Origin of the sequence: Hyphomicrobium sp., assembly GCF_035572195.1 — a bacterium.
Classification (GTDB): domain Bacteria; phylum Pseudomonadota; class Alphaproteobacteria; order Rhizobiales; family Hyphomicrobiaceae; genus Hyphomicrobium_B.
The window spans coordinates 43,463-60,683 of sequence record NZ_DATNBA010000043.1 but is presented as its reverse complement, the minus strand read 5'-3'; the positions used below and the strand labels follow the sequence as shown (position 1 = coordinate 60,683).

The 17,221-nt window shown below is 60.5% G+C and carries 18 protein-coding genes; 14 read left to right on the top strand and 4 right to left on the bottom strand.

All coding sequences use genetic code 11. From position 1 onward, the window contains the following. The 5 genes from VN623_RS04460 to VN623_RS04440 all read left to right on the top strand — a co-directional run. Positions 1–274, top strand: a 274-nt coding sequence (locus tag VN623_RS04460; RefSeq protein ID WP_325568545.1) for an NAD(P)/FAD-dependent oxidoreductase, incomplete at its 5' end; no start/stop codon positions are given. Positions 275–430: 156 nt separating this feature from the next. Further along, a complete protein-coding gene (locus VN623_RS04455) occupies positions 431–1,240 on the top strand; it encodes a phosphoadenylyl-sulfate reductase (protein ID WP_325568543.1) in 810 nt (269 codons plus the stop codon). Further along, positions 1,237–2,142, top strand: a complete 906-nt coding sequence (gene cysD / locus VN623_RS04450; RefSeq protein WP_325568541.1) for a sulfate adenylyltransferase subunit CysD — start codon at positions 1,237–1,239, stop codon at positions 2,140–2,142. Before VN623_RS04455 ends, cysD begins: the two co-directional genes overlap by 4 nt. Further along, entirely contained in the window at positions 2,142–3,674 is a 1,533-nt protein-coding gene (locus VN623_RS04445; RefSeq protein WP_325568539.1) for a GTP-binding protein, read from the top strand. The genes cysD and VN623_RS04445 overlap by 1 nt, the downstream gene beginning before the upstream one ends. 141 nt (positions 3,675–3,815) lie before the next feature. After that, the gene (locus VN623_RS04440) at positions 3,816–4,616 is read left to right on the top strand and encodes a sulfite exporter TauE/SafE family protein (protein ID WP_325568537.1); all 801 of its coding nucleotides are present in this window, start codon (positions 3,816–3,818) and stop codon (positions 4,614–4,616) included. Positions 4,617–4,885: 269 nt separating this feature from the next. Here the strand turns inward: VN623_RS04440 and VN623_RS04435 are convergent, their stop codons facing one another. Together VN623_RS04435 and VN623_RS04430 are read right to left on the bottom strand one after the other, a co-directional pair. Continuing rightward, positions 4,886–6,601: an NADPH-dependent assimilatory sulfite reductase hemoprotein subunit gene (locus VN623_RS04435; protein ID WP_325568535.1), complete on the bottom strand. Its 1,716-nt coding sequence runs from the start codon at positions 6,599–6,601 to the stop codon at positions 4,886–4,888. Positions 6,602–6,666: 65 nt separating this feature from the next. Next, complete coding sequence (locus VN623_RS04430) at positions 6,667–8,454, bottom strand: diflavin oxidoreductase (protein ID WP_325568533.1); 1,788 nt, start codon at positions 8,452–8,454, stop codon at positions 6,667–6,669. 658 nt (positions 8,455–9,112) lie between these two features. Here VN623_RS04430 and pqqA point away from each other — a divergent pair. From pqqA to VN623_RS04400, 6 genes are all read left to right on the top strand, one after another. After that, positions 9,113–9,202, top strand: a complete 90-nt coding sequence (gene pqqA, locus VN623_RS04425) for a pyrroloquinoline quinone precursor peptide PqqA (protein ID WP_181338038.1) — start codon at positions 9,113–9,115, stop codon at positions 9,200–9,202. A gap of 146 nt (positions 9,203–9,348) precedes the next feature. Further along, a complete protein-coding gene (gene pqqB / locus VN623_RS04420) occupies positions 9,349–10,281 on the top strand; it encodes a pyrroloquinoline quinone biosynthesis protein PqqB (protein ID WP_325568530.1) in 933 nt (310 codons plus the stop codon). Next, positions 10,278–11,054 carry a pyrroloquinoline-quinone synthase PqqC gene (gene pqqC / locus VN623_RS04415; RefSeq protein WP_325568528.1) on the top strand — a complete coding sequence of 259 codons (777 nt, stop codon included), beginning with the start codon at positions 10,278–10,280 and terminating at the stop codon, positions 11,052–11,054. Before pqqB ends, pqqC begins: the two co-directional genes overlap by 4 nt. A gap of 2 nt (positions 11,055–11,056) precedes the next feature. Further along, positions 11,057–11,362, top strand: coding sequence for a pyrroloquinoline quinone biosynthesis peptide chaperone PqqD (pqqD, locus tag VN623_RS04410; RefSeq protein WP_325568526.1), 306 nt, complete (start codon positions 11,057–11,059; stop codon positions 11,360–11,362). 28 nt (positions 11,363–11,390) lie between these two features. Further along, a complete protein-coding gene (gene pqqE / locus VN623_RS04405; RefSeq protein WP_325568524.1) occupies positions 11,391–12,551 on the top strand; it encodes a pyrroloquinoline quinone biosynthesis protein PqqE in 1,161 nt (386 codons plus the stop codon). A gap of 165 nt (positions 12,552–12,716) precedes the next feature. Continuing rightward, positions 12,717–13,082, top strand: a complete 366-nt coding sequence (locus tag VN623_RS04400; protein ID WP_325568522.1) for a cytochrome c family protein — start codon at positions 12,717–12,719, stop codon at positions 13,080–13,082. A gap of 80 nt (positions 13,083–13,162) precedes the next feature. On the opposite strand, the gene folK is transcribed toward VN623_RS04400, so the two are convergent. Further along, positions 13,163–13,648 carry a 2-amino-4-hydroxy-6-hydroxymethyldihydropteridine diphosphokinase gene (folK, locus tag VN623_RS04395; RefSeq protein WP_325568521.1) on the bottom strand — a complete coding sequence of 162 codons (486 nt, stop codon included), beginning with the start codon at positions 13,646–13,648 and terminating at the stop codon, positions 13,163–13,165. Positions 13,649–13,687: 39 nt separating this feature from the next. After that, entirely contained in the window at positions 13,688–14,065 is a 378-nt protein-coding gene (locus VN623_RS04390; RefSeq protein ID WP_325568519.1) for a 4a-hydroxytetrahydrobiopterin dehydratase, read from the bottom strand. A gap of 91 nt (positions 14,066–14,156) precedes the next feature. Here VN623_RS04390 and VN623_RS04385 point away from each other — a divergent pair, with 91 nt between their 5' ends. Genes VN623_RS04385 through VN623_RS04375 form a run of 3 tightly spaced genes read left to right on the top strand, consistent with a single transcriptional unit; the run spans position 14,157 to position 17,220 of the window. Then, entirely contained in the window at positions 14,157–15,158 is a 1,002-nt protein-coding gene (locus VN623_RS04385) for a beta-ribofuranosylaminobenzene 5'-phosphate synthase family protein (RefSeq protein ID WP_414653163.1), read from the top strand. A gap of 25 nt (positions 15,159–15,183) precedes the next feature. Continuing rightward, positions 15,184–16,086, top strand: a complete 903-nt coding sequence (locus VN623_RS04380) for an NAD(P)-dependent methylenetetrahydromethanopterin dehydrogenase (protein ID WP_325568515.1) — start codon at positions 15,184–15,186, stop codon at positions 16,084–16,086. A gap of 6 nt (positions 16,087–16,092) precedes the next feature. Beyond that, a complete protein-coding gene (locus VN623_RS04375) occupies positions 16,093–17,220 on the top strand; it encodes an ATP-grasp domain-containing protein (RefSeq protein WP_325568513.1) in 1,128 nt (375 codons plus the stop codon). The last annotated feature ends 1 nt before the right edge of the window (position 17,221 follow it).

The following is a 17,221-nucleotide window of genomic DNA, read 5'->3' as shown; positions in this document are numbered from 1 at the left end:
TGCCGAGGCGCTGGCGGCGCGCATCAAAGCCTTGCCCCTTTGCGTCACCGGTCTCGAAGGTATCGAGCGGGCGATTTCGACGGCCGGCGGCGTCGGCTGGGGCGGCGTGGACGACCGTTTGATGCTCAGAACACGACCCGGCACCTTCGTTGCGGGCGAAATGCTCGACTGGGAAGCGCCGACTGGCGGCTATTTGCTGCAGGCAACGTTCGCGACGGCGGCCGTCGCCGCAACAGGTTTGCTTGCGTGGCTCGCGACGCGCGAATTAAAGTAGTAAAAAACGCCAGGACGGGATTTTTATTTCGTCGGTCGGCGGAGCTGCAAAAATGCCATCCGCGCTGAGATTAAGAAATAATATCCTATTTCTGTGTTATAAATGGCTTCTCAGGAGAAAGATTTACTCCTATGTATCGGCAGTCGGAGGTTCTCGATGATTTTATTCGAAGCATCCGCGCCCGCTCACCGCGAGGCGCAGGCCGATGCGTATACCGCGTCGCAGCAAACGCTCGCCTCGGATCTCGATCACAAGCTCGCTGCCCTGACGACTCTCGAAGATCGGGTTGTCGCCATTCGCGCCGCCATTGACGGGCCGGTTGCGCTTTCGTCGAGCCTCGGCATCGAGGATCAGGCGATCACTCACGCCATCGCGACGAGCGGCACGGCGATCGATATCTTCACCCTCGACACGGGGCGGCACTTCCCCGAAACGCTCGACACGCTGTTCGAGACCGAAGGCAAGTACGGCATCAAAATTCGCGTCATGTTTCCTGATGCCCGCGAGGTCGAAGAGCTCGTCGCGAATGATGGCATCTACGGCTTTCGCTATTCGGTCGAAGCCCGCAAGGCGTGCTGCGAGGTTCGCAAAGTTCATCCGCTCAACCGGGCACTCAAAGGTGCGGCAGGCTGGGTCACGGGCCTCAGACGCGAGCAATCGCAAGGCCGGTCGCACGTTCCGTTCGCCACCTATGATGCGACGCAGAAACTCATCAAGCTGAACCCGATCGCCGACTGGACCTTGGCCGATCTCGAAAGCTACGTCGCGACCAACGAAATTCCGATCAACGCGCTTCACGCCAAGGGCTACCCGTCCATCGGCTGCCAGCCGTGCACACGCGCCATTAAGCCCGGCGAAGATATACGTGCGGGCCGCTGGTGGTGGGAAAACGAGAACGCCAGGGAATGCGGACTGCACACACAGGCCGAAGATCCGGGATTTGAACCAGAGGACCGCGCCGCATGACGGTTTCGCCTTCCCATCTCGATCTCCTCGAAGCGGAGAGCATCCATATTTTTCGCGAGGCGGCGGCGCAGTTCCGCAAGCCCGTGCTGCTCTATTCGATCGGCAAGGATTCTACAGTCCTGCTGCACCTTGCGAGGAAAGCATTCTTTCCGCAGGCTCTGCCGTTTCCGTTGCTCCACGTCGACACGACTTGGAAGTTCAAGGAGATGATCGCGTTCCGCAACAGAACGGCGAAGCAGCTCGGCCTCGACCTCATCGTCCACACGAATGAAGACGGCATCCGGCGCGGCATCAATCCGATCGATCATGCGCCGTCGATCCACACCGACGTCTTGAAAACGCAGGCGTTGAAACAGGCCCTCGACAAATACGCTTTCGACGCCGCGTTCGGCGGGGCTCGCCGCGATGAAGAAGCGAGCCGTGCCAAGGAACGCGTGTTCTCGTTCCGCGCTTCCGGCCATCGCTGGGATCCGCGCCGGCAACGCCCCGAGATGTGGCACCTGTTGAACGGCCGCCTTGGCACCGGCGAGACGGTGCGCGTTTTCCCGTTGTCGAATTGGACCGAGAAGGACATCTGGCGCTACATCCTGCGTGAAAAGCTCGAAGTCGTGCCGCTGTACTTCGCCGCCGAGCGGCCGACGATCCTGCGCAATGGCCAGCTGCTGATGCAGGACGATGCGCGGCTGCAGCCCAAGGCGAACGAAGAAGTCGTGATGCGCAAAATACGCTTTCGTACACTCGGAGATTACCCGCTGACCGCGGCCGTCGAATCCGACGCCGACACGATTGAAGCCGTTGTCGCAGAAACCGTGAATGCGCAGACGTCGGAGCGCGAGGGCCGGCTCATCGACCATGATCAAGTCGGCGCGATGGAGAAGAAAAAGCAGGAAGGCTACTTCTGATGACGGTGCATACGTTGCCTAAAGCCAAGTCTGCGCCCCGCGTAACGCCGCTTGAGGTCGTTCCGAACCTCGTGCGCGAGCTCGGTGGCATCGTCCATTTGTTGACGTGCGGCTCGGTCGACGACGGCAAGTCGACGCTGATCGGGCGCATGCTGTGGGATGCTTCCGATCTTTACGAGGATCAGCGCGAGAGCGTGCGCCGCTCAGGTCGCAAGGCGGCAGGAACCGACCTTCCGGATTTCTCGATGCTGCTCGATGGTCTCGTCGCCGAACGCGAGCAGGGTATTACGATCGACATCGCGTGGAAGTATTTCGACACCGACACGCGCCGCTTCGTCATCATCGATTCACCAGGTCACGAGCAGTACACGCGCAACATGGCGTCGGGAGCTTCCCACGCGGACGTTGCGATCGTGCTCGTCGACGCGCGCTCCGGCGTCAAAAAACAAACCAAGCGGCACGCTGCGATCCTCGATCTGGTCGGCGTCAAACACGTCGTACTTGCCGTCAACAAGATGGATCTCGTCGGCTGGTCGCAGGACGTGTTCCGTAAGATCGAGGCCGACTTCCGCACGCTCTGCTGGAAATTCAACTTCTGGGACGCGACAGCCATCCCTCTCTCTGCTGTTTTCGGCGACAACGTGTCGACGGCGTCGAAGAACATGAATTGGTACACTGGATCGACGCTCATCCAGCATCTTGAAAAGGTGCCGAGCCGGACGAGCGAAGCTGGATCGGTGTTCCGCCTGCCGGTGCAGACCGTGCTGCGCGACGGACAGGATTTTCGCGGGCTCGCGGGTACTGTCACTTCAGGCTCGGTCAAGATCGGCGACCTAGTCGCAGACGCTTTGAGCGGCGCCGGCGGCAAGGTTGTGCGCATAGCGACGATGAGTGGCGATCTCGAAAGCGCGTCTGCCGGACAGGCGATCGCGCTGCAGCTCGACGTCGATATCGACGTGTCGCGCGGGGCTGTCCTCTCGTCTCCCGAGATGCGGCCCGTAGCGGCGCAGACCATCGAAGCGCGTTTTGTCTGGCTTTCGGAGGACGCATTCAGCCCGGCGGCCGGCTATCTGCTGCGCACGTCGACCGATCTCATTCCCGTCTCGAACATCGAAATCAAGGCGCTGCTCGATCTTGAAACGATGGCTTCGAACCCGGCGCGCGGCTGCGCGGCAAACGATATCGCAATCGCAAAAATTTCTCTCGGGCGCGCGGCTGCCATCGACGTTTTCTCGGAGACGCCGGAGACCGGAACGCTGCTGCTTGTCGATTCCGTTTCGGGCGCGACCGTTGCCGGTGGCATCGCCACCGCAGTCAACGCCAAGGCGGAGGCGCCCCTCGAGGGTCACTTCGTGCTGAAGCGGGACATGCTGGCCAATGGCATAAATCGCGATCTGTCGATGAGTTCGAGAGACCGCGAGGAGTTCATGCGCCGCGCCAACGAGGTGGCAATCATCCTTCGGTCTGCCGGTGTTCCCGTTGCCATCGAGCCACCACCGCCAATCGACGATGGGATGGACCCGGGTCTCTAGCCACAGCATCGCGCAAGCAAACTTTCGTATCAGTCTACAGCCTGCGCGTCAGCTTCCGCCAACATCGACACGAGAATTTCTGCAATTGCGGAAGCGGCTGTTCTCGCGTACGTCATCACGTCCCCGCCAGTACGGAATGTAATGCCCGAATTTGATCTTCAAATTTTATGGCCGATGGTCATTTTGGGCGGCTTCGTCGTCGGATTCCTGGTCGGAATGACGGGCGTCGGCGCGGGATCGCTGATGACGCCGTTCCTGATCGCAAAGATCGGCGTATCGCCGACGCTGGCGGTGGGAACCGATCTCCTCTTCGCGTCGATTACGAAAGCATCCGCCGCCTGGCCGCATCACACCTTCGGCAATGTCAATTGGCGGCTTGTCGGGTGGCTCGCAACCGGCAGCGTGCCTGGGTCGCTCGCGATGCTGGCGCTGCTTCGGTATCTCGATCCCGATACGGCAGCAATGGGCCTATTCATCAAGGAAGCACTCGTTGCGGCGCTACTGATCAGCTCTGTCGCAATACTGGTCTATCCGCTCGTCACGCGTGGTGGTTCGCAGGCCGTCGAGCCGACGAACGTGCCCGTCCGCCGCTTGCCGACACTGGCGCTCGGGCTCGTCCTCGGCTCCGTCGTGACGCTGACGTCGGTTGGCGCGGGAGCCATCGGTGTCGTGATTTTGACGTTGCTCTATCCGACGCTGAAGACACGCCGCCTGATCGGCACCGACATCGTCCACGCCGTGCCGCTGACGCTCGTCTCAGGCCTTGGTCACATGTCGATTGGGAATACGAGTTTCGTGCTGCTCGGCCTATTGCTCGCGGGTTCGCTGCCCGGCATCGCCATCGGCTCGCGTCTCACCGGCATCCTGCCGGACTGGATGCTCAGGATCTGCCTTTCGGTGATCCTATGTTTCGCCGCCTATTCACTGTGGCAAAGAATCTGAAATCAAACGCCGTCGCTACCCTTCACGTCATGGCCGCCCTCAGAGGCGGCTATCCAGGACAGCACGTCGAGATTTTTCACTTAGCTCTGGATGGCCGGGTCGTGCCCCGGCCATGGAGTAAGGGAAAGACCGCCACCAGCCGCGCGTTCGATTCGGGCGGAATGGTCATCGATGCCCTGGTCCAGGACATTCCTCACTTCATGTTGGAGTGAGGGTCCCGCGCTCAGCCGGCTCGTGAAACGCTGATCGCCAGGCGCGATGGGAAGCTATCAGGCGAGCGTGACGTCAGCGTGAAATTGATTGCTGACGAGCGTCGGCTTCACATAGCCGGCACGGATGGTGAAATCACCGAAACGCTCGCCCTCGTTCCGCTCCTTGGCGTAGCGGCAAAGGATCGGATCGAGCAATGCCAGCGCGCGGGCTTCATCGACATCCTGAGCGTAGAGCTTGTTCATGCGCGTGCCGTCAAAAGCCGCGCCGAGATAAAGATTGTAGAGACCGGGCGAGCGGCCAACAAAGCCGATTTCAGCGAGATACGGCCGTCCGCAACCATTCGGGCAGCCGGTCATGCGAATGACGATCTCATCCTCCCGTAATCCTGCCTTATCCAGGATGTCTTCTATCTTCGTCAGCAACGTCGGGAAGTATCGTTCGCTTTCGGCGAGAGCCAGCGCGCACGTCGGCAGAGCCACGCACGCGATGCTGTTGCGGCGCAGACCGGACGATGTCGCGAGCGATACGTTATGGGCGGCGAGTATCTGCTCGATCTTGACCTTCGAACGGGCGCTGACGTTCGCGAAGACGAGGTTCTGATTTGCCGTCATCACGAAATCGCAGATATCGAGGTCCGCGATCTCGCGGATCGCCGATCGCAATTTATGCTGCGGCGTGTCCTTGATGCGGCCGCTCTCGATGTAAAGCGTCAGATGCCATTTCTTCTTGTCCTGGCCCTGGCGCCAGCCGATGAAGTCGCCGGTGCGTTCAAATTTATACGGCCGCGGTGCGCCTAAAGGAAAACCAAGGCGCTTTTCGACCTCGGTGCGGAAATTGTCGAGCCCGCGGTCTTCGATCGTGTACTTGAGGCGCGCCCGCGCCCGATTGGACCGGTTGCCCCAATCGCGCTGCACCGTCAAAATCTTTTCGGCAACCTCGATCACCTTGTCATGCGGGCAGAACCCCAGCACATCGCCGAGGCGCGGAAATGTTTCCACCACGCCGTGCGTCATGCCCATGCCGCCGCCGACGGTGACATTCCAGCCAACGAGCTTGCCGTTTTCGACGATGGCGATGAAACCGCAATCATGCGCGAAGACGTCGACGTCGTTGTCGGGCGGTACCGCGAAGACGAACTTGAATTTGCGCGGCAGATAACGCGGACCATAAATCGGTTCGCTTTCGGCCGTCGCGAGCTCCTTGCCGACGATCTGCTCTCCATCCAGCCAGATCTCGTGATAGGCGCCGGTTTTCGGCAGCATGTGATTGCTGGTTCGCTGCGCCAGCTCGTAGGCTTCCTGATGAACCTTCGAAAGGTAGGGATTTGCGACCGACATGACGCCGCGAGTGACGTCGCCGCACGCCGCGATGGTGTCCAAGCAAGCGGCACTAATCCCCTGCATCGTGCGTTTGAGGTTCGATTTGATGACGCCATGCAATTGGAACGTGGCACGCGTCGTGATGCGCAGCGAATGGTTGCCATACTTCATCGCGATATCGTCGAGCTGCCGCCACTGCGCCGGCTTGACGAAGCCGCCGGGGATCCGCAGCCGGATCATGAACATATATGCCTTGTCGAGCTTCTTCTTCGATCGCTCGCCGCGCACGTCGCGGTCGTCCTGCATGTATGAGCCGTGAAACTTCAACAGCTGGAAATCGTCTTCCGAGATCGCTCCCGACTCGACGTGCGTCAGCCCTTCGGCGATCGTGCCGCGAAGGAACCGGCTCTTCTCTTTCATAAATTCGCTTTTAGATGGCTTATCGTCCGTCATTGCCGTCCTCGTGGGACCAAATCGGCCCTGGCCGTTGTCTGTGATTTAAGTTGAACCGGCCCGGCTTAATACACGTCGCGCTGATAGCGCCCGGCCTTGGTCAGTTCTTTCAGTTTGGCGCGGCCCGCCTCTTCGTCGCCCTTTGCCTGCTCGGCGAGTATCTTTACGAGCGTCGCGTCGACATCCTTGGCCATGCCCTTCTCGTCACCGCAAACGTAAAGATGAGCGCCGTCCTGAAGCCAATTCTGCAGCTCCGCGCGCCGTTCCCACAAGCGATGCTGAACGTAGATCTTTTCCGGCTGATCACGCGAGAATGCAACGTCAATTCTGGAAAGATCCCCGGACCCCAGGTAATCCTGCCATTCGAGCTGATAGAGAAAGTCGTTGGTGAAGTTGCGCTCGCCGAAGAACAGCCAGCTCTTGCCCTTCGATCCGGTTGCAACGCGCTCTTCGACAAACGCCCTGTAAGGCGCAACGCCGGTTCCGGCGCCGATCATGATGATCGGCGTATGGCCGTCGGGCGGCAGGCGGAAGTGCCGGTTCGGCTTGACGTAGAGCCGCGCCGTCGTGCCGACCTTGCGCCGCTCGCCGAGATAGGTGGACGAGACGCCCTTGCGCACCTTGCCGTGTGATTCCCAGCGCACCGCCCCAACCAGAAGATGGGCTTCGCCCGGATGCGCCTTGAGGCTCGAAGCAACCGAGTAGAGCCGGCCCGGAAGCGGCCGCAGCAAGCCAGTCAACTGGTCGGCCGTCAACTTCTCGGGATAGGCTTCGAAGAGATCGATGAGCTGACGGTCGGCGGCAAACTTCGGATAGGCCTCGCCTTCGAGCAACGCCTTGACGTCGCCACGGCCGGTGACCTTTGCATAATTTTCAACCAGCGATCGCGACAGCGTCGTCACGTCGTAGGATTTCTGCAGCTTGAGCAGCAGCGCCGCGTCCGAACCGAGGCCGACGGTTTTCAACAGTTCGTCGACGAGCAAAGGATCGTTCTCAGGCACAAGTCCAATGGCGTCGCCGGGCTGATAACTGAACGCAGGCGTATCGAATGCGAATTCGGCGTGCCACGTCTCGCGCGTCGACCCCGTACCATTCAAATTCACCAGGGCCGAAATTTCTGCTTCGAGGGGGCGCTCGTCGGTAAACTGCGGCTCGTCATCGTCGAGTTGACCGGCTGCACCGCCGAAATCGACATGCACGACGGTGCCGCCTGCCGGCGCTGTCTCAGGCGGCGCCAGCTTGGCGAGCGCGCCTTCAGTCCATTCGGCCGCCTGCTTGGCATAATCGAGATCGAGATCGACACGATCAGCAGCGCGCGAAGCACCCAGTTCTTCGAGCCGCGCGTCGATGGCCTTCCCAACCCCGCAGAAATTGACGTAGGCCGTGTCGCCGAGCGCCAGGACCGCAAAACGCACGCCATCGAGACGCGGCGCCTTATCGCTCATCAATGCCTGATAGAAGTCGGCGGCGCGGGATGGCGGATCGCCCTCGCCCCACGTCGCGGCGTAGACAACGAGGTTTTTTGCCTTGGCGAGGAGCGTCAAGTCAGCATCGGCCATATCGAAGACTTTGGCGTCGAGACCGTTCTTCTGAGCGACTTTCTTCGCCTTGTTGGCGAGCGCTTCAGAGTTACCGCTTTCGCTAGCGTATAGGATCGTCAGTGGGGCCCGTGGTTTCGCCACCGGCGCGGCCGCTGGCAGCGCGCCGCCGCCCAGGGCGGCCTCAAAACCCGCGAAGAAACCTGCCAGCCAGGAGCGTTGCTGCGGAGTTGTCCTAGCAACGACCTTATTCAGCATATCGATGTCTTCCGGCAAGAACGGTGCATTTCGCGGAAGCAGTGGTGTCACGGTCACAGAAGGCTCTCCCAGAAAGACTTGAGACCGGCATGCTCAACACGCCGGTGACGTGCGCATTTAATGACCGGGAAAATCCCAAGCCGGTTCGCCTCGCGAGGCCGAACAAGCAATGTTTGAAGCTCTATCATTAGCAGGTCACTTTAACCCCCAGGGTCGGCATGCATTGACCCATCCGTTCGCCCGCACCCCTATATGCAGTGTTGATAGACCAATTTGGAAGATTTTTCTACATATCTGCGTCATTCTACCCCAAATGTGATAATATTTTCTAATGTTCCGCGCTCAGGCGGGGTTTCGGACTGCCGAACGGGCCGGCCGCGATTCTGGGAAGTGGGCAGTTTGGGCGACTTTACGGACGTGTTGCACTTACAAAAATCATCCAACGAACTCTGAACGAGTCGCGAGGCCGCTCAAGAGGGCGTCATTGCCGAACCTCATCGCCCTCACCTCGCCACCACTCACACGCAGACGTGAAGCACCTTGATTTGAAAAGTTGCCGACGACTGTGGTCTCTAGAGGAGAACGCGGCGGCCTTGACTTTAATTGGCCGATCCGCAGATTGGTGCTCGCACAAGAAAGTGTCTGCACCAATCGGGTGGGCCCTCGGCGGGGCTTGCAGGAATGGAAAGCAGCTTACCGCTTTGGAGGAAACACTATGAAGATCTGGACGAAGCCCGAAGTTCGCGAGCAGGAAGTTGGCCTCGAAGTCACGAGCTACCTGCCGGCCGAAATCGACCTCATCTAAGTTTTGATGTCTTCGGTCTCGCTAAATTTGTGAGACAGCGGCGCGGCGGTCGATGGGCTCATCGGCCGCCGCAGCCGTTTAACCTCTCGAAAAAATGAGAGCGCCACCGGCTTCGGCGATCCGGGTCGCGTAACCATATCAAACAGATGATCATAAAAGTTCTCGGGTCCGCCGCTGGGGGTGGATTCCCGCAGTGGAACTGCAATGGCCTGCACTCAGCCAACGTGCGCGCCGGCATCGCGGGATACAAAGCAAGGCTGCAATCTTCGCTCGCCGTTTCTGCGGACGGCGCGAGCTGGGTATTGCTCAATGCCTCACCCGACATCCGCCAGCAGATCAACGAGACGCCGGAACTGCATCCTGTCAAATCGGGTGCGCAGCGTAATTCGCCGATCAAGGCCGTTGTCGTCACCAACGCCGACGTCGACCATATCACCGGCCTCATCAGCTTGCGCGAAGGCCAGCCTTTCTCGATCTACGGGTCGGATCGCGTACTGGCAACGCTCAACGCTAATTCGATCTTCAACGTCTGCGCTCCGGACGTGGTGCCGCGCATCGTATTCGAACTCGATAAGCCGACGCGCCTCGACGGCGCCGGCGTCGATCTCGGCCTGACGGTCGAAGCGTTCGCAGTGCCGGGCAAGGTCGCGTTATTCCTCGAAAAGGGCGACGCGGGCAGCAATTTCGGAAGCCGCGACGGCGACACGATCGGTCTCAAGATCACCGACGCAAAGACCGGCAAAGCATTCTTTTATATTCCGGGCTGCGCCGAGATCGATACGCCGCTCGCCGACCGCATCCGCGACGCCGAACTCATCTTCCTCGACGGCACGCTTTTCACCGATGATGAGATGGTCAGCCAGGGGCTTTCGAGCAAAACGGGCAAACGAATGGGCCATATTTCTGTTTCAGGACCCAACGGGTCGGTCGAGACTTTGCGCCCACTCAATGTAAAACGCCGAATATACGTGCATATTAACAATTCGAACCCGATCCTGGACGAGAACTCTGAAGCCCGTAAATTTGTCGAGGCCGCAGGTTGGGAAGTCGGCTTTGATGGCATGGAGGTCCGCGTATGAACCCGGTCAGTCTCGAGAAAAAAAATGCCGAGCTTCGGGGCAACGAGCCGCCAATGCCGACGGCCGATTTCGAAGCCGCGATCCGCGCAGTGGGGCCGGAGCGCTATCACGATCTTCATCCCTTCCATCACCTGCTGCACGGCGGCAAGCTGAACAAGGGCCAAGTGCAGGCCTGGGCCCTCAACCGCTACTGCTATCAAGCGGCAGTGCCCCGCAAAGACGCAGCACTGATCAGCCGCGTGCATGACCGCGAACTGCGTCGCGCCTGGACCCATCGCCTTCTCGATCATGACGGCCTGCCACCCGACGAGCCCGGCGGCATCGAACGCTGGCTCGTTTTGACCGACGGCCTGGGGCTCGATCGCGAATATGTCGTGTCGCGCCGTGGGGCGCTGCCCGCCACGGTCTTCGCGGTTGAATCCTATGTCACGTTCGTCCGCGAACAACCTCTGACGATCGCCGTTGCCTCGTCGCTGACCGAACTCTTTGCGCCGAAAATCCACAAAGAACGCATCTCCGGCATGCTCGAGAATTATGATTTCATCGACGACAAGGTGATGGCCTATTTCAAGCGCCGCTTGACGCAAGCCCCGGGCGACGCGGAATTCGCGCTGCAGTACGTCTTGAAGAATGCCAGGACGCGAGACGAGCAGGAAGCCTGCGTCGAAGCCGTGCGCTTCAAATGCAATGTGCTCTGGGTTCAGCTCGACGCGCTCTATCACGCCTACGTCAACGGCAACGTTCCGCCGGGCGCTTTCCGGCCGGAGGCATGAGCATGAACGCCGAAGCAACGCCTCGCACCCGCACGATCATCACGCCTGCATCGCAGCCGGCGATGCCGCCGCACATCAAGTTTCGCCACGATGCGGGTCGCGGCCGTTGGCATGTGCTGGCGCCTGAACGCGTATTCGAGCCCGACCCGATCGCTATCGAAATCTTGAAGCGTTGTGATGGCGTGAGAACGGTCGAGCAAATCGCAAACGAGCTTGCAAAAGACTATAACGCGCCGCTGCAAGAGATCCTTACAGACACTATATCTATGCTGCAGGAACTCTCAGATAAGGGCGTCGTAAAAGCCTAGAAAACTGGGACGCAACGGAGCTGACGTTATGAACGAAATAGCGCCGATGGAGCAGTTCTCCAACTCACCCGTGGAAGCAGCTTGCGCGCGCGCCCCGGTCGGGCTGCTGGCTGAGCTTACGCATCGCTGTCCGTTGCAGTGTCCCTACTGTTCGAACCCGCTTGAGCTCGAGCGAGTCAACACCGAGCTGACGACTGCCGAATGGCAGGACGTCATGCGCCAGGCAGCCGAACTCGGCATCCTGCAAATCCATCTGTCGGGCGGCGAACCAACCGTCAGAAAAGATCTGGAGGACATCGTCGAGGTTGCGGCCAAGGCGGGCCTCTACACAAACCTGATCACGGCGGGCGTGACGCTGACCCGCGACCGACTGAAGAAGCTGAAGGACCTTGGCCTCGATCACGTCCAGCTATCGATTCAGGACGTCGACGAAGCCAACGCAGAGAAAATTTCGTCGTACAAGGACGGCCTCGCCAAAAAGCGTCAGCTCGGCAAATGGGTGCGCGAACTGGATATGCCGCTCACCATCAATGCGCCGATCCACCGCCTCAATATCGAAAACCTGCCGAACATCATCAACTTCGCGGTCGAGCTGGGCGCCGGACGCATCGAGGTTGCAAACATTCAGTATTACGCCTGGGCGCTAAAGAACCGCGCAAGCCTGATGCCGACCCGCGCTCAAGTCTTGAAGAGTGCCGAGATCGTCGAGGAAGCGAAGGAGCGCCTCAAAGGCATCATGGTGTTCGACTTCGTTGTTCCGGACTACTACGCGAAGACGCCGAAGCCGTGCATGGGCGGCTGGGGCCGCGGGATCATGAACGTTACGCCGCAGGGTCGCGTGCTGCCCTGCCATGCTGCCGAGTCGCTTCCCGGTCTCGAGTTCGACAACGTCAAAGACAAACGTCTCGCCGACATCTGGCTCAACGGCCAGGCCTTCCAGAAATATCGCGGCACCAGCTGGATGAAGGAGCCCTGCCGCAGCTGCCCGCGCGCCGAGATCGATTTCGGTGGCTGCCGCTGCCAGGCGATGGCCTTCACTGGAGATGCGGCAAACACCGACCCGGCTTGCAGCTTCTCTCCACATCATGCGGCATTTGTCGCAGCCGCCGAGCAGGAGAGTGCGGTGCCGAAGCCTCCGGCATTCGTCTACCGCCGCATGAGCGCCGCCAAGCCGGTTCCGGCGAAGTAGCCCGACACAGAAACCGTGAGTGCAATGCGGTATGCGTCGGTTCACCGACGGTGCGGCATTCTGTTCAAGCGGGATTCAGAAAAAAAATGTCATTTTGCCGGAGCTAAGTTATGACTGCCGGCGTTTCAACGACGTCGCTCGGACGAATTCGGGAAGGAAACTAAGATGCGCAAATGGATTGTAGCGGTCGCGATGATCGCTGGGTTACCGGCCGCGGCAATGGCTGCAGACGCGGAGAACGGCAAGACGGTCTTCAATAAATGCAAGGCGTGCCATCAGGTCGATAAGAACGCCGTCGGGCCCCACTTGGGTGGCGTCGTCGGCCGAAAGGCGGGATCTGTCGAAGGATTTGCCTATTCCGACGCGGTGAAGAAGTCCGGCCTCACCTGGGACGAAGCAACCCTCGACAAGTGGCTGCAGGGCCCGAGCAAGTTGGTTCCAGGAACGCATATGATCTTCGCCGGCATCAAGGATGAAGGCGATCGCGCCGATCTGATCGCGTATCTGAAGACACTTCCGGCCGCGAAGTAATCCTCCGGTCGTTCTGTAGTTTGAAGCGCCGCCAGGGGGTCCTTGGCGGCGCTTTGGTTTTCATCGGTCGTGATATCGCTTCACGGCTCGAGAAGCTGAACGTCGCTCGAGTCGAGTTTGCCAAGAAGTGTATCGAGGGGCGCTCCTTCGATACGCATTTCCGGCGCGACGTCCTTCAGCGGGATCAAAACGAAGGCACGTTCCGCGATCAATGGATGCGGGATACTCAAGTCCGCCTCGTTTACCTTGAGAGCGCCAAAGGTCAGAATATCGACGTCGATAACCCGCGGTCCCCAGCGCTTCTTGCGTACTCGGCCCATTCCATTCTCGACCGCCTGGCAGTGTTGCAGCAGCTCGCGCGGCGAGAGGCCCGTCGTGATCGAAATGCAGGCATTCACGAACCAATCCTGATCCGTGACGCCCCACGGCGCGGTGCGATAGAGGCGCGATCGTGCCACCAGCTCGATCGTTCCATCGGCTGTCAGTCGTGCAATCGCCTCTTCAATGTTGCCGACCCGGTCGCCCATATTCGAGCCGAGCGCCAGCGTTGCCTCGAACGCCTTCATTGGTGAACCTGCTCCTCTCGGCAATGGAACCGGTGGTTCTCAATCATATTTGATGTAGGCGAACCTCTGATCGCCCTGCGGCGTACCCTCGAGGCCCTTGCCTTCCTTACCTGGCTGCCAGCAAACGACGGACTCGATTTTTGTCGCAAGCTCGAGGTCTTTGGGGGTTATACCCTTGGCGGTATGGGTAATCAGCCGTACTTCCACCCAGGCATAGGACGCGGTGATGTCGGGATGGTGCCAAGCCGCTTCGGCGAGATGGCCGACGGTGTTGATAACCATCAGTGTGCCCTTCCAACCTGACGTCTTGTAGGTACGGCGGATCCAACCGTCCTCTAGCCTCCACGACGGAAGATTGGTCTGAAGCCACGCCTTGACGTCAGCTTCGGACATTGGTTTTTCGCGTTCCGCGGTCATCTTGCCCTTGCACTCCAATTATCGGACAGTTCTGTCGATAAATTCTACCGCCCCTGGCCATGCCGACGCAAACCCGATGCTGCCGCTGAGAATGCTTCGGCAGAAAGGACCATACTTCGTGAGGTTTTCACCCGTGACTTCGACCGCAATCCGCGTCATCGCGCCGGCTCGGCTGCATCTCGGATTCCTCGATCTCAACGGCGCGATCGGCAGGCGCTACGGGAGCATCGGGCTGGCAGTCGATCATCCGAGCACGGACCTGACGCTTACGCAAGCTCGCGAGCACTCGGCCAGCGGCTATGAAAGCGAGCGTGCGCTGGCGCTCGTCCAAAAATTCGCAAGCCAACAACATGGCCAGGGTTATGCCGTTGACATACGCGAGGCCATACCCGCCCATGCCGGCCTCGGCTCGGGAACCCAGCTGGCGCTCGCAATCGGAGCGGCCGTGGCGAAGCTCGAAGGTCGCGACCTCTCAGCTGGCGAGCTTGCCTTGCTCGGCGAGCGCGGGGCGAGATCCGGCATCGGGCTCTCAGCGTTTGCCTGCGGTGGTTTCATCATCGACGGCGGACGGGGCGCGCTCGATGCGCCGCCGCCGCTGACGCTGCGCGCCGACTTCCCCGAAGACTGGCGCGTCATGCTGATCCTCGATGAAGGACGCGCCGGCGTTTCGGGCGAAGCGGAAGCGACGGCATTCGCGGACCTGCCCGAGTTTCCTCAATCCGCGGCGGCCCATATCTGCCACTTGGTTTTGATGAAGCTCGTACCCGGCATGAAGGAGGCCGACATCGCCGCGTTCGGCTCAGCGCTGACCGAAATCCAAGACATCGTCGGCGGTCACTTCGCTTCAAAGCAGGGCGGCAGCAAGTGGACGAGCGATGCCGTCGGACGCCTGGCTTCCCGTATGCGCGATGCGGGCGCGACCGGCGTCGGACAGAGCTCATGGGGTCCAACCGGCTTCGCATTTGTCGACGGCGCAAAAGCGGCAGATCGCCTCTATCATTCTTTAATCGAAGACGCTAAAGCCGACCGACTCGACATCGTGATCGCGCGGGGGCGCAACACGGGCGCTACTATCGAGGCGGTGAAAAAATAAAAAAACGAATGGAGATCAAAGCACTATGAGTGAGGCCACTCCCATCCTGCATATGCTCGCGCCACAGAAGCATATGAGTCCATTCGATGTGAACATGGCGGCCGACGCGGGCTACAAAGTCATCGTTCCCTACATCAATGTTGAACTCGGCGAAGTCACCGGTCTCATTCAAGACGCGATTTTCTCACGCCCCCCCAACTACGGCGTGCGTACCGGATTTTTCATGGGTGGCAAGGATGCGCTGCTGGCGCTCGATATGCTCGACGCCGCAAAAAAAGCCATGGTGCCGCCGTTCGAGTGTTCGGTATTCGCCGATCCCGCCGGCTCATTCACGACAGCAGCCGCGATGGTTGCTTGCGTCGAGAAAATTCTCAAAGAAAAGTTCAACCGGTCGTGGAAAGGCGTCAAGGTCGCCGTGTTCGGCGCCACTGGCGTCGTCGGTTTCGCGTCCTCGATCATCGCCGCGCTTGAAGGGGCCGATGTCCGCCTTGTCGCGCATCGCGGCGTGGAACGCGTAGTCAAGAATGCCGATATTTCCAAGACGCGGTTCGGCGTCGATCTCGATGCCGTGGCCGGCGAAACGCCGGAGCAGAAGCGCGCAATTATCGCCGATGCCGAAGTGATTTTCGCGGCCGCCGCAGCCGGCGTCCAGGTCGTCTCGAAAGAGCACAAGCAGCTGGCGAAGAACCTGCTGGTGATCGCCGACGTCAACGCCGTGCCGCCTCCGGGCGTCGAAGGCATGGAGCTGTTCATGAACGGCGAAAAGCTGCCGGGCTGCGACGCTCTCGGTGTCGGCCCGCTTGCGATCGGCGACATCAAGTACAAATGCGAGTCGGGTCTGTTCAAGCAGATGATCGCATCCGACAAGCCGTTGATGCTCGACTTCCGCCATGCCTACGCGCTCGCGAAACAGCTTGTCGGCATCTAGAGTGTCGTGGGCCAATCGGTCCTAATCGCTGCATTCTCCGGGCGGGCGCTTGCGCAGTCCGCCCGGCGCGCTGGCTTTGAGCCGCTCGTCGTCGATGCCTTCGGCGATCTCGACACGCGCCAAGCGGCTGCAGATTTTCGCGTCGTCGATGGCGCCATGCAGCGGGGCTTCAATACCAAGTCCGTTGTCGCCGCACTCGAAGCGCTCGCCACGGCCGCGCGCGTTTACCCCATTGGCCTCATCCTTGGTTCCGGCTTCGAAGACAAGCCCAGGCTCGTAGTGTCTCTCGCCAAACGCTTCCGGTTGCTCGGCTGTTCGCCTGAGACGATCGCCGCGAGCAAGGACCCAGCGACCTTCTTTGCAACCCTCGACAAACTGAATGTTCCACATCCCGAAACGCGACTGACGCCGCCCGACCACCCGGTGGATGCCTGGCTGACCAAGCGCACCGGCGGCAGCGGCGGCCGCCACATCCGCGTCTTCCGTGCAGGCGTTGCATCGCGACGGCGACGCTATTTCCAGAAACAACTCGCCGGCGAGCGGCTGTCGATCGGCGGCCTGTTCGCGCCCGGCGGCGCGGAATTCGCACCGACGCGGCAATGGATCTCGCCATCGACCCAAAATCCCTTCCGCTTCGGCGGCGCGGTATCGATGCCGGAGATCGACGCATCCCTTTACCGGCGTCTTGCCGAGGCTGCGTCGCAGGTCGGGACGGCCTTGGGCCTTGTCGGCATGGCGTCATTCGACTTCATCGTTGCGAATGGGCAGCCGCATCTGCTCGAAGTCAATTCGCGACCCGGCGCCTCCCTCGATGTGCTCGACGACGCGCACGGCCGATTGTTCGCCGGTCACATTGCCGCTTGTCTCGGCACGCCGATGCCGGCCGCCGTTCGTTCAAACCGGCCCGCGCGCGCGATGGCCGTTTTGCACGCCGACCGAGGCCCGTTAACTTTGGGAGACATACCTTGGCCCGACTGGAGCGCCGACCGCGGCACGCCAGGCACGTTCGTTCCGCGCGGTGCCCCGCTTGCCACCGCCTTCGCCGATGCGCCGACGGCTGATGAGGCGCAGCGTCTCGCCGCAGTGCGCTTGGCGGAACTCGAAGACCTGATATACGGACACTCGAAATCCTGAC